Annotated in this window: 15 protein-coding genes and 1 tRNA gene; 10 read left to right on the forward strand and 6 right to left on the reverse strand. The window is 63.7% G+C overall.

The features are described from left to right. A partial coding sequence (locus tag QZ189_RS08740; RefSeq protein ID WP_296421551.1) for a DNA-3-methyladenine glycosylase occupies nt 1-318 on the forward strand: 318 nt, incomplete at its 5' end. Between the two features lie 26 nt (nt 319-344). Next, nucleotides 345-1,346: an aspartate carbamoyltransferase catalytic subunit gene (locus QZ189_RS08745; RefSeq protein WP_247476290.1), complete on the forward strand. Its 1,002-nt coding sequence runs from the start codon at nt 345-347 to the stop codon at nt 1,344-1,346. 1 nt (nt 1,347) lies between these two features. Here the strand turns inward: QZ189_RS08745 and QZ189_RS08750 are convergent, their stop codons facing one another. From QZ189_RS08750 to QZ189_RS08765, 4 genes are all read right to left on the reverse strand, one after another. Then, complete coding sequence (locus QZ189_RS08750) at nt 1,348-1,590, reverse strand: DUF565 domain-containing protein (protein ID WP_010314550.1); 243 nt, start codon at nt 1,588-1,590, stop codon at nt 1,348-1,350. 194 nt (nt 1,591-1,784) lie between these two features. Further along, nucleotides 1,785-1,985 (reverse strand): hypothetical protein, encoded by a 201-nt coding sequence (locus tag QZ189_RS08755; RefSeq protein ID WP_010314552.1) that lies wholly within the window; start codon nt 1,983-1,985, stop codon nt 1,785-1,787. 103 nt (nt 1,986-2,088) lie between these two features. Continuing rightward, nucleotides 2,089-2,250: a PCP reductase family protein gene (locus QZ189_RS08760; protein WP_010314554.1), complete on the reverse strand. Its 162-nt coding sequence runs from the start codon at nt 2,248-2,250 to the stop codon at nt 2,089-2,091. A 32-nt stretch (nt 2,251-2,282) separates the two neighbouring features. After that, nucleotides 2,283-2,355: transfer RNA gene (locus QZ189_RS08765), tRNA-Ala, on the reverse strand. A 55-nt stretch (nt 2,356-2,410) separates the two neighbouring features. On the opposite strand from QZ189_RS08765, the gene QZ189_RS08770 reads away from it, so the two are divergent. Then, nucleotides 2,411-2,626 carry a DUF2555 domain-containing protein gene (locus tag QZ189_RS08770; protein WP_010314555.1) on the forward strand — a complete coding sequence of 72 codons (216 nt, stop codon included), beginning with the start codon at nt 2,411-2,413 and terminating at the stop codon, nt 2,624-2,626. After that, the gene (gene coaBC / locus QZ189_RS08775; RefSeq protein ID WP_296421552.1) at nt 2,616-3,869 is read left to right on the forward strand and encodes a bifunctional phosphopantothenoylcysteine decarboxylase/phosphopantothenate--cysteine ligase CoaBC; all 1,254 of its coding nucleotides are present in this window, start codon (nt 2,616-2,618) and stop codon (nt 3,867-3,869) included. Before QZ189_RS08770 ends, coaBC begins: the two co-directional genes overlap by 11 nt. Here coaBC and QZ189_RS08780 read toward each other — a convergent pair. Further along, the gene (locus tag QZ189_RS08780) at nt 3,852-4,190 is read right to left on the reverse strand and encodes a hypothetical protein (protein WP_010314559.1); all 339 of its coding nucleotides are present in this window, start codon (nt 4,188-4,190) and stop codon (nt 3,852-3,854) included. The two genes, coaBC and QZ189_RS08780, sit on opposite strands and share 18 nt — an antisense overlap. 142 nt (nt 4,191-4,332) lie before the next feature. Between QZ189_RS08780 and QZ189_RS08785 the strand changes: the two genes are divergently transcribed. From QZ189_RS08785 to QZ189_RS08805, 5 genes are all read left to right on the forward strand, one after another. After that, nucleotides 4,333-5,154, forward strand: coding sequence for a photosystem II manganese-stabilizing polypeptide (locus QZ189_RS08785; RefSeq protein WP_010314562.1), 822 nt, complete (start codon nt 4,333-4,335; stop codon nt 5,152-5,154). Nucleotides 5,155-5,266: 112 nt separating this feature from the next. Further along, nucleotides 5,267-6,436, forward strand: coding sequence for a sulfate adenylyltransferase (gene sat, locus QZ189_RS08790; RefSeq protein ID WP_296416666.1), 1,170 nt, complete (start codon nt 5,267-5,269; stop codon nt 6,434-6,436). A gap of 49 nt (nt 6,437-6,485) precedes the next feature. Continuing rightward, nucleotides 6,486-8,330: an ATP-dependent zinc metalloprotease FtsH3 gene (gene ftsH3, locus QZ189_RS08795; RefSeq protein WP_010314566.1), complete on the forward strand. Its 1,845-nt coding sequence runs from the start codon at nt 6,486-6,488 to the stop codon at nt 8,328-8,330. Continuing rightward, nucleotides 8,305-9,003: a bifunctional 4-hydroxy-2-oxoglutarate aldolase/2-dehydro-3-deoxy-phosphogluconate aldolase gene (locus tag QZ189_RS08800; RefSeq protein ID WP_296421553.1), complete on the forward strand. Its 699-nt coding sequence runs from the start codon at nt 8,305-8,307 to the stop codon at nt 9,001-9,003. The genes ftsH3 and QZ189_RS08800 overlap by 26 nt, the downstream gene beginning before the upstream one ends. Nucleotides 9,004-9,042: 39 nt before the next feature. Continuing rightward, the gene (locus QZ189_RS08805) at nt 9,043-9,702 is read left to right on the forward strand and encodes a hypothetical protein (protein ID WP_247476284.1); all 660 of its coding nucleotides are present in this window, start codon (nt 9,043-9,045) and stop codon (nt 9,700-9,702) included. A 7-nt stretch (nt 9,703-9,709) separates the two neighbouring features. Here QZ189_RS08805 and aroC read toward each other — a convergent pair whose 3' ends face one another. Continuing rightward, on the reverse strand, nt 9,710-10,798 hold the full coding sequence (gene aroC, locus QZ189_RS08810) for a chorismate synthase (RefSeq protein ID WP_010314571.1): 1,089 nt from the start codon (nt 10,796-10,798) through the stop codon (nt 9,710-9,712). A 59-nt stretch (nt 10,799-10,857) separates the two neighbouring features. Here aroC and nth point away from each other — a divergent pair. Beyond that, nucleotides 10,858-11,494, forward strand: a 637-nt coding sequence (gene nth / locus QZ189_RS08815; protein WP_296421554.1) for an endonuclease III, incomplete at its 3' end; no start/stop codon positions are given.

Consider the following 11,494-nt stretch of genomic DNA (forward strand, 5'->3'; position numbering starts at 1 on the left):
CGTGCCCTGGCGATGCCGGGGGAGCCGGAGCGGATTGCTGCGGGTCCGGCCCTGCTGGCTCGCCGCTTTGGCCTGGACCGCAGCCATGACTGCTGCCCCAGCAGCCCTGCGCAGGGGCTTTGGCTGGCCCCTCGCTTGCCAGAGCTGAGTGAAGCGGAGCTGGTTCAAACCACCCGCATCGGCATCAGTCAGGGGCAGGACTGGCCTTGGCGCTGGTACCTCCGCAGCAGCCGCAGCATCAGTCGACGTGCCAAGGGAGATCGCAGTCCGCCCTTGGCTGAGGCCTGGGACGTGGCCTCTTGCGTCGCGGGCTTCTAGCCTGCTGTTGACGCTTGCCTCAGACCTTGAGCGACTGGACCCACCGCCATGTGCTGGATCTGGCGGCCTTCTCGCTTGAGGACTACACCACTGTTTTAGAGCTGGCCCAGCGGTTTCGGGCGATGCCCACCAGTGGCGCCCGCAAGCTGCCAGCCCTGCAGGGCAAGCTCGTCACCACCCTGTTTTTTGAGCCCAGCACCCGCACCCGCAGCAGCTTCGAGCTGGCGGCCAAACGGTTGTCGGCTGATGTCCAGAGCTTCTCTCCCTCCTCCAGTTCCCTCAGCAAAGGGGAGAGCCTGCTCGACACGGTGCGCACCTATGTGGCCATGGGAGCTGACTTGCTGGTGGTGCGTCACCGCTGCACCGGGATTCCCGCCTCGTTGGCCCACGACCTTGACCTCAGCGGTGATCGCGTGGCGGTCTTAAACGGTGGAGACGGCCTGCACAGCCATCCCAGCCAGGGACTGCTGGACCTGTTTTCCCTGGCGCGTCAGTTCAACCCCGAGAGCCCAACGCCTGAAGCGCTGCGGGGCCGGCGGATTGTGATCGTCGGCGACATCCTCCATTCCCGTGTGGCCCGCTCGAACCTCTGGGCCCTGACCGCCTGCGGCGCCGAGGTGGTGCTCTGCGGGCCCGCCACCCTGCTGCCGCAGGCCTTTGAGCAGTTCGTGGACGCCCCGCCGCCAGGGCAGGCCAGCGACCCAGTCGCCAAACGGGGCCGCATCCGGATCGAGCGCGATCTCGATCAGGCCTTGGTCGGCGCCGATGCCGTGATGACCCTGCGCCTGCAGAAGGAGCGGATGAACCAAAACCTGCTCACCAGCCTGGAGAGTTACCACCGCCGTTTTGGCCTCACCCATGGGCGCCTGCAGGGCAAGATTCCTGTGCTTCATCCCGGTCCGGTCAACCGTGGGGTCGAGATGAGTGGTGCTCTGTTGGATGACCCGGCGCTCTGTCTGGTGGAGGAGCAGGTCACCAACGGCATCCCGATTCGGATGGCCCTGCTGTATCTCCTGGCCGCCGGCTAGCTCAGAGCAGCTTGAAGCCTTCCAGCAGCAGGCCATAGCAAAACCCCACTCGGCTCATGTCCAAGAGCTGTAGACCCAAACGGTTGCTGGTGTTCCGCAGCAGTGGGCCCCTCAGGCGAATCGCGGCTTCGATCGCCAAGACGCAGAGCAGGGCAGCTGGGGGATCCAGAAAGGAGCGCGCGCCCGTGAGGGTGGCGATGGCATTCCCCAGGAAGAAGGTGCTCAGCAGCACGATCAGCAGCACCGAGAGCCGTCGCCAGGGATTGCTCGCCCAGCGCTCCAGGCGCGGCCAGGCTCCACCCAGGTTGCGCTGCAGCCTGGTGCGCTGAGGTGGGGGCGTCAGGGTCAGGGGAGTCGGTGCGGGCGGGTTGCCTTGAGGTTTACCGCAGGGGCATTAAAAAAGCCCGGGTATCCCCGGGCTGAGTGGATCAGCTGACTTCAGCTGTCGGCATCTTTGGCTTTGCGGCTGCCCTTGCCTTCCAGCAGTTCCAGCAGTGCCTCCATCTGGGCCATCACGCCCCGCACCTCGCCGGCTTCAGGCAGGAGACCGTCTTCCATCACGCCTTGATGCATCTCGCGCAGTTCTTGGCGGATGTAACGCAGGTGGCTCACCACTTGCTCGCGCTTCGACTGCGACATGAGCGGGAAAGGTCTCGAAAGCTAAACCCTTTTACCCCATCGCCCTTTAGCAGAGACTTGGCCGCAGCCAGCCCGTCAAACCCCACAAGGGTGGATCGCGGCCCTACTTCTGGCCGAACTTGGCCTTGGCGTCCTCGAAAAAGGCTTCGTCGATCACATCCAGGCCAGCCTCGTTGGCCATCCCTTCAATCCGTTTGCGGGCGGCTGGGCGCACAAAAAAAGGGATCTCCTTGAGCTTGGCCTCTGCTTCTGGTTTCCAGTTCATGGCCAGATCCGCACAGGGACTTCAAGGGTGGATGGAGAATAGGGGACTCGAACCCCTGACCTCTGCGGTGCGATCGCAGCGCTCTACCAGCTGAGCTAATTCCCCCGAAAGACCAGGAAGAATCCTTGTCCTGGCCAGAACTTATCAGTCTTCAACGGCCATGACCGCTTCCCCTTCCATCACCCCTGAGTTGATCGCTGCCCAGACCGAGGCCTCGATGGAGGAACTGGGGCGTCGTTTGGATCAGGACGACTACCCCAGTCCGTTTGCGGCCTTGAACGATTGGCACCTGCTCCGTGCCATCGCCATTCACCGTCCGGAGCTGGCGCGGCCCTACGTGCACCTGGTGGATCAAGAGCCCTTCGATGAGGACTGAGTCCTTGGCTGATCCCCTCAAGGGGCGTCGCGTTCTGGTCGGGATCAGCGGCAGCATCGCCGCGGTCAAGCTCCCGCTGGTGGTCAGTGCTTTGGCCAAGCGCGGCGCCGAGGTGCGTTGTGTCCTGACCCCCAGCGCTGCGCAACTGGTCAGTCCGGTGGCCCTGGCCAGCCTCAGCCGTCAGCGCTGCTATCTGGACGCCGACCAGTGGAGTCACACCGCCGCCCGCCCGCTGCATGTGGAGTTGGCCGAGTGGGCAGAGCTGGTGCTGCTGGCCCCGTTGTCGGCCACCAGCCTGGGCCGCTGGGTCTACGGGCTGGGCGACACCCTCCTGGCCTCTCTGCTGCTGGCCACGGAAGCGCCAGTCCTGGCGGCTGCGGCGATGAATACAGCCATGTGGGCTTCACCGGGGGTCAGCCGCAATTGGCAAACCCTCCAGGACTTCGAGCGGGTCTTGCCCTTGGGGCCCGGCGCCGGACTGCTGGCCTGTGATCGCGAAGGGGCTGGGCGGATGGCCGAGCCTGAATCCCTGCTGCTGGCGCTGGAGTCCCTGGCGCTCTGGGGTTGGCAGCGCGATTGGCAGGGACGTCGGCTGCTGGTGAGTGCTGGCCCCACCCGCGAGTGGTTTGATCCAGCCCGTTGCATCACGAATCCCAGCAGCGGTCGCATGGGGGTCCTGCTTGCCCAGGCCGCTCGTCTGCGCGGGGCTGAGGTGGATCTGGTGCATGGGCCCCTCCAGCTCGAGCCGGCTTGGCTCGATGGTCTGCACTGCCATCCGATTGAGACCGGAGCGGAGCTGCAGGCGTCCCTCGAGGCGCTTCAGCCCAAGGCCGATGCGATTGCGATGGCCGCGGCTGTTGCGGACCACCGCCCGAAGCAACGCTTCAGCCACAAACCCGACAAGCAGGACCTAGCGCTGGCGATGGAGGCGGGTTGGGAGCCCATCCCGGATGTTCTGCGGGGACTGGTCGAGCGCCGTCCGGCTGGGCAAGGGATCCTCGGCTTCGCGGCCCACACCGGGGATGTGCTGCCTCAGGCCCAGGCCAAGTGGGCTCGCAAGGGATGCGATCTGCTCTTCGCGAACCCGATTGATCGGCCGGGAGCAGGATTTGGTGGCCTGACCAATGAGGGCTGGATCCTTGGCCCTGGTGAGGCGGTTCAGCGGGTTGAACCGATGGGCAAGCTCGCCTTGGCGCATCGGCTGCTGACCGCTCTGGCGGCCTGTTCAGGCGGCCATGGCTGAATCGTCGTCGTTCTGAAGCAGATCCATAAAGGTGCGGAGCTGCAGGCGGGGGATGTAGGGCCAGCCGCCGCTTTTCTCCATGCCCTTCAGCAGGTTGAAGAGCTCGCCGCGATCAGAAGGGAGGCTGGAGCGGAAGGCACCGTCCTGGATCGTGCGGTGCAGCTCCTCGAGCCGGCGCAGCAGCAGGAGAAGGGCCTGTGCTTCACCATCCACCTCGGCGGCCAGCTCTTCGAGGCTCTCCAGCTCTGAGCTCAGGCGGGCTTCCCAGTCGCCTCGGACCAGGCTCTCGTCGATCTGTGTGGTGGTGCTGGCGTCGCTCATAAAGGAATTCAATCGGCCGCTCTCGCATACAGGTTGTTGAGAGCCGCGACATGGTACGCGGAATGGGCGTTTTGCACCGGTAGTATCCCGATCGGGCGTACCCCAATCCCTGAGGTTTTCCCCGCCAGACCGGTTTCTCCCCATGCGTTTCCGTCCTTTGCTGGCCGTCGTGCTGGCCCTTTGTTTGACCCTCGTGACCGCTTGCAGTGGCGGCGCGAAGGCTATTGATCGGGCTGATCTGACCTACGACGACATCCACAACACCGGTCTGGCCAACGACTGCCCGACCCTTCCTGACTCCGCCCGCGGGTCCATCCCCCTCGACAGCAACACCAAGTACCAGCTGCGCGAGGTCTGCATGCACCCCGCTGAGGTGTACGTGAAGGGCGAGCCCGCCAACAAGCGTCAGGAGGCCCAGTTCGTGGCCACCAAGATCCTGACCCGTTTCACCACCAGCCTCGATCAGGTCTACGGCGATCTGGCCGTGACCGGTAACGGCATCAACTTCAAGGAGCTCGGCGGCATCGACTTCCAGATCGTCACCGTGCTGCTGCCCGGTGGTGAGGAAGTGCCTTTCACCTTCTCCTCCAAGGAGCTCGACGCCACCGCTGATGGCGCCGCCATCAGCACCAGCACCGACCTCAACGGTGCTTATCGCGTTCCCAGCTACCGCACTTCCAACTTCCTCGATCCCAAGGGTCGTGCACTGACCACCGGTGTTCAGTACGCCCAAGGTCTGATTGCTCTGAACGGTCAGGACGATGAGCTGGCCCGTGAGAACAGCAAGCGCTACATCGACGGCACCGGTGAGATGAACCTCTCCATCACCAAGGTGGATGCCTCCACCGGTGAGTTCGCAGGCGTCTTCACCGCTGTTCAGCCCTCTGACACCGACATGGGCAGCCATGACCCTGTCGACGTCAAGATCGTTGGTCAGCTCTACGGCCGCCTCGAGAAGGCCTGATCTCCTTCCCGGTCTCAGAACGTTTGATCAGGGGGCTCTTCGGAGCCCCCTTTTTCATGGTTTCCCGAGTGCTCTGGGAGAATCGCCGGCATTGGATCCATCCCTCGCCGCCATGACCTCCGCAGCTGCAGCAACCCGTTCGGGTTTGATCGCTCCCCACGGCGGCACCCTTGTGGACCTGCGGGTGCCTGCCGATCAGCGTGATGCGCTCAAGGCCGGCGTGGATCACGTTGTTGAGTGCTCCGATCGCAATGCCTGCGACGTCGAGCTGCTGATGGTGGGTGGCTTCTCGCCGCTGCGCGGCTTCATGCACCAGGACGACTATCTCTCGGTGGTGGAGAAGAACCGCACCACCAGCGGCCTTCTCTTTGGCCTGCCGATCGTGATGGATACCGATCGCGATGACATCGCCGTCGGCCAAAAGCTGCTGCTGACCTATCGCGGTCAAGAGCTGGCGGTGATGACGGTCGAGAGCAAGTGGGAGCCCGACAAGGCCCGTGAAGCCGTCGGTTGCTACGGCACCTCCTCCCTGGAGCACCCTGCCGTGAAGATGATCGCCACCGAGCGCGGTCGCTTCTACCTGGGTGGCTCGATCCAAGGCCTGGAGCTGCCCGAGCGTGTCTTCCCCTGCAAAACCCCGGCTGAGGTGCGCGCCAACCTGCCTGAGGGCGAGGACGTCGTGGCCTTCCAGTGCCGCAACCCGATCCACCGCGCCCACTACGAGCTCTTCACCCGGGCCCTCGATGCCACCAACGTGAGCGATCAGGGCGTGGTCCTGGTGCACCCCACCTGCGGACCGACCCAGGACGACGACATCCCCGGTGCTGTTCGCTTCCAGACCTATGAGCGCCTGGCCGCTGAGGTGAACAACCCCCGCATCCGTTGGGCCTACCTCCCCTACTCGATGCACATGGCTGGGCCCCGGGAGGCGCTGCAGCACATGATCATCCGCAAGAACTACGGCTGCACCCACTTCATCATTGGCCGCGACATGGCTGGCTGTAAGTCCTCCATCAGCGGTGAGGACTTCTATGGCCCGTATCAGGCCCAGGACTTCGCCCGTGAGAACGCTCCTGAACTGGGCATGGAGACCGTGCCGTCCTTGAACCTCGTCTACACCGAGGAAGAGGGCTACGTGACGGCTGAGCACGCCGATGCCCGCGGTCTGCACATCCGCAAGCTGAGCGGCACCCAGTTCCGCCAGATGCTGCGGGGCGGTGAGGAAATCCCCGAATGGTTCGCCTTCAAGAGCGTTGTCGAGGTTCTGCGTTCAGCAGCCTGAGTCCGGTTAACATTCCTTAATCACTGTCCTCGAACAAGCGGAGAAGCAAGTGAAGAAGCGCTGGCGCAATGCGGGGCTTTACGTCCTCCTAGCCGTAGTGGTGATCGCCGTTGGCACGGCCTTCCTGGATCGTCCTGATCCCGCCAATGCGCCGCGCACCCTCCGCTACAGCGACTTCGTGGAAGCCGTTGAAGCCAACGAGGTCTCCCGTGTGCTGATCGCTCCCGATCGGGGCACGGCCCAGGTGGTGGAGAACGACGGCCAGCGCGCCGTGGTCAACCTTGCCCCTGACAAGGACCTGCTGAAGCTCCTGGAAGGTCACAAGGTCGACATCGCCGTTGAGCCCTCCCGTCAGCCCCAGGCTTGGCAGCAGGCCATTGGTTCCCTGATCTTCCCCCTGCTGCTGCTGGGTGGCCTGTTCTTCCTGCTGCGCCGCGCCCAGGGCGGTGGCGGCAACCCCGCGATGAACTTCGGCAAGAGCAAGGCCCGGGTTCAGATGGAGCCCGAGACCCAGGTCACCTTTGGTGATGTGGCCGGCATTGAAGGCGCCAAGCTCGAGTTGACCGAGGTCGTCGACTTCCTCAAGAACCCCGACCGCTTTACCGCCGTCGGCGCGAAGATCCCCAAAGGTGTCCTGCTGGTGGGTCCTCCCGGTACCGGTAAGACCCTTCTGGCGAAGGCCGTTGCCGGCGAGGCCGGTGTCCCCTTCTTCTCGATCTCCGGTTCGGAGTTCGTCGAGATGTTCGTTGGTGTGGGCGCCAGCCGCGTTCGTGACCTGTTTGAGCAGGCCAAGAAGAACGCCCCTTGCATCGTCTTCATCGACGAGATCGACGCCGTCGGTCGTCAACGCGGCGCTGGACTCGGCGGTGGCAATGACGAGCGTGAACAAACCCTCAACCAGCTCCTGACGGAGATGGATGGCTTTGAGGGCAACACCGGCATCATCATCGTCGCGGCAACCAACCGCCCTGACGTTCTGGATGCAGCACTGATGCGTCCCGGTCGTTTCGATCGCCAGGTGGTCGTCGATCGCCCGGACTACGCCGGTCGTCTCCAGATCCTTGGGGTCCATGCCCGCGGCAAGACCCTCTCCAAGGACGTTGATCTCGACAAGATTGCCCGCCGGACCCCTGGCTACACCGGCGCCGATCTCGCCAACCTCCTCAACGAAGCCGCGATCCTGGCGGCTCGCCGTCAGCTCACCGAAGTCTCCATGGACGAGGTGAATGATGCGATTGAGCGGGTCATGGCTGGTCCTGAGAAGAAGGACCGGGTGATGAGCGAGAAGCGCAAGCGCCTTGTGGCCTATCACGAGGCCGGTCACGCCTTGGTTGGCGCCCTGATGCCCGACTACGACCCGGTGCAGAAGATCTCGATCATTCCCCGCGGTAACGCTGGTGGTCTGACCTTCTTCACCCCCAGTGAAGAGCGCATGGAGTCCGGTCTCTACTCCCGCGCCTATCTCCAGAACCAGATGGCTGTTGCCCTGGGTGGCCGGGTTGCCGAAGAGATCGTCTATGGCGAAGACGAAGTCACCACCGGCGCCTCCAACGACCTCCAGCAGGTGGCCCGGGTGGCCCGTCAGATGGTCACGCGCTTTGGCATGAGCGATCGCCTCGGTCCTGTGGCCCTGGGCCGCAGCCAGGGCGGCATGTTCCTCGGCCGTGACATCGCAGCTGAGCGTGACTTCTCGGAAGACACCGCCGCTGCGATCGATGAAGAGGTCAGCTTGCTGGTGGCAGAGGCCTACAAGCGGGCGATCGCCGTTCTCAACGGCAACCGCAGCGTTCTTGATGAGCTCGCTGAGATGCTCGTTGAGCGCGAGACGGTGGATGCTGAGGATCTGCAAGAGCTGTTGATCCGCAGCGATGTCCGAGTTGCTGAATACGTCTGAGGTCTTCGCCTCAGATCCCTCTGGGCTTCTCAGGGGATTGCACCGCCAGCCTGTGCTGGCGGTGCTTCGTGTTTCTGAGCTTCAGCAGGCCCAGCACCAACTGAACCTGCTGGTTGATGCAGGTCTGCGCCATGTCGAGTTGGCGGTTGCGCTCACTCCCGCCTGGGTTGAGTTGGCGATGGAGCTGCGCCAGTCTTTTCCGTCACTGCGCCTGGGTGCTGCGTCGGTGCGATGCCTGAAGGGATTGGCGGCGGCTCAATCCGCCGGTTTGGACTATGTCGTCTCGCCCATCCTTGAGCCTGAGCTTTTGGCGAAAGCGCAACAGGCCGGGATCACCTTGATTCCTGGTGTCTACACCCCGTCGGAAGTGGCACGGGCCCAGGCCTTGGGTGCGCCCGCGGTGAAGCTTTTCCCGGCCAGCAGCCTGGGTCCGAGCTATTGGAACTCGCTTGCAGGACCCCTGTCGCCATTGCCCTATTGCATTGCGGCAGGAGGGTTGTCAGCCCTGGATGCACGTCTCTGGTTGGAGTCCGGAGTCGATGCGGTGGCCTTGGGAGGGAGCTTGTTTGAGACGTCTCAAGGCCCACAGCAACCCCTGCAATTGCGGCCAGGGTTGACGGCGCTGCTGGCATGGCTCGAGCAGCGCGCCAATGGCGACTTGTTGTCAGGTTGAGTCCAGAGTGTTACTCATGGGATAGACGTCTTTCGACCTATGTCTCAACTCACCATCAAGTTGAGCGATAAAGCTGATGCTCTGATCGCTCAGCTCCAAAAGGAGATTTTCAATCGCCGCCGCAAGAAAGTCTCTGCAGCTGGGGTCGTCGAGACCCTGGTTGAAAGCGGAGCCAAGTCGCAATCCGACAAGCGTTTCGCGACCTCTTGGAAAAACCTCATTTCCGACATTGAGAAAGCGGCCAAGCTCGCCAATGCCCATGGCGCCAAGCCCGCGAACCTCTCGGATGCGGAATGGGCTCTGATCCTGAGCCACCGCAGCCGCAGCACCATCAGTAAAGCGGCGCCCAAGAAAGCCGCCCCCAAGAAGACCGCTGCCAAAAAGGCATCGGCAACCACCACCAAGCGGGCTGCCGCCAAGGCCAAGCCTGCGGCGAAAGCCACAGCGGTGAAGAAAGCGGCTCCGAAGAAAGCTGCGAGCACTGCCGCGAAGGCCAAGCCTGCAGCTGCCGCGAAATCCAAGGTTGCGCCCAAGGCCAAGCCGGTTGCGAAAAAAGCAGCACGCAACCCGGTGAAGAAGACCGGGGCCACCCGCGGTGGCTCAGTGGCGAAGCGGATGGCGAAGGCCGTCGGCCGTTTGGGTTCCGCACCCTCGACCAACGGCAACAACGGCGCTGCTCAGCTGACCAGCCTGCGTTGATCCGCTCTCACCAGAGGCTGCACTGACCCTGCTGCCGCAGCAGGTGATCAGCCAGCACAAGGGCGACCATCGCCTCCACCATCGGTACGGCCCTGGGCAACACGCAGGGGTCGTGCCGACCTTTTGCTTCCAGGGTCGTGGCCTCACCCCGGGCATTGATCGTTTGTTGGGCCTTGCGGATCGTGGCCGTTGGCTTGAAGGCCACGCGGATCACGATCGCCTCGCCGTTGCTGATCCCCCCCTGAATTCCGCCAGAGTTGTTGGTGGCGGTGTGCAGGCTGCCATCTCCAGTGGGCAAGAACGCATCGTTGTGTTCGCTGCCCTTGAGCAAGGTTCCGGCAAATCCGGAGCCGATCTCAAAGCCTTTGGTGGCCGGTAGGGACATCACCGCCTTGGCCAGATCGGCCTCAAGCTTGTCGAAGACGGGCATGCCCAAGCCGGCGGGTACGCCGCGAACCACACACTCGATCACGCCACCGCAGGAGTCCCCTTCCCGCCCGATGGCTTCGATCCGCTCGATCATCCGCTCCGCAACAGCGGCATTGGGGCAGCGCACGATGTTGCTTTCGACGGCCTCAAGGGTCACCGCTGCTGGATCGATCTCGGCCTCGATGTCATGAATGCGTTTGACCCAGGCCACCACTTCTGTGCCGTGGGCTTTGCTCAGCAGCTGCTTGGCGATGGCCCCAGCGGCGACCCGACCGATCGTCTCCCGCGCTGAGGCGCGCCCGCCACCACTGCGGGCCTGGATGCCGTATTTCGCTTGGTAGGTGGCATCGGCGTGGGAGGGGCGGAAGGCCACCTCCATCTCCTTGTAGTCCTGGGGACGCTGGTCTTTGTTGCGCACCACCATCGCGATCGGGGTGCCGAGGGTGACCCCATCGAGCAGACCACTGAGGACTTCCACCCGATCGTCTTCTTTGCGGGGGGTTGTGATCTTGCTTTGGCCTGGTTTGCGTCGATCCAGCTCGGCTTGGATCGCCTCGAGGTCGAGTTCCAGTCGCGGCGGACAACCCTCCACAATCACGCCAACCCCGCCGCCGTGGGATTCGCCGAAGGTGCTGATGCGGAAGAGATCGCCGAAGCTGCTTCCCATGGGCTGAGTGCGCTGGTGCGAGCCTACAAACTGGGCTTTGGTTGCAGCAGCGTTCGGTCTTGAGGAAGCAGGAGCGCGCGGCGCTGATCATGCAGCGCCTTGAGGAGCATTACCCCGAGACGCCGGTCCCGTTGGACCACAGCGATCCCTTCACCCTGTTGATCGCTGTCTTACTCAGTGCCCAGTGCACGGATAAGAAGGTCAACGAGGTCACGCCAGCCCTCTTTGCGGCTGGAGCAACACCCCAGGCCATGGCGGCGCTGCCTGAGTCCGAAATCCTGGGCCACATCAGACAGCTGGGCTTGGCGAAAACCAAGGCTCGCAACGTCAAGCGTCTCGCGGAGCTGCTGCTGGAGCGCCATGGGGGTGAGGTCCCCGCCAGTTTTTCAGCCCTCGAGGCGCTGCCGGGGGTGGGCCATAAGACCGCCAGTGTGGTGATGGCTCAAGCCTTCGGGGTCCCGGCTTTTCCCGTGGACACCCACATCCACCGCTTGGCCCAGCGCTGGGGCTTGAGCAGTGGCGTCAGCGTGGCTCGCACTGAAACGGATCTCAAGCGGCTGTTCCCCAAGGACGCCTGGAACAAGCTGCACCTGCAGATCATTTTTTACGGCAGGGAGTTCTGCACGGCTCGTGGTTGTGATGGGCGGGTCTGTCCCCTCTGTCAGGAGCTCTATCCCAACCGCCGCAGGCCTGTGA

It is taken from the genome of Vulcanococcus sp. CPBay_Sum15L08_68, from assembly GCF_017855895.1.
Lineage (GTDB): Bacteria > Cyanobacteriota > Cyanobacteriia > PCC-6307 > Cyanobiaceae > Vulcanococcus.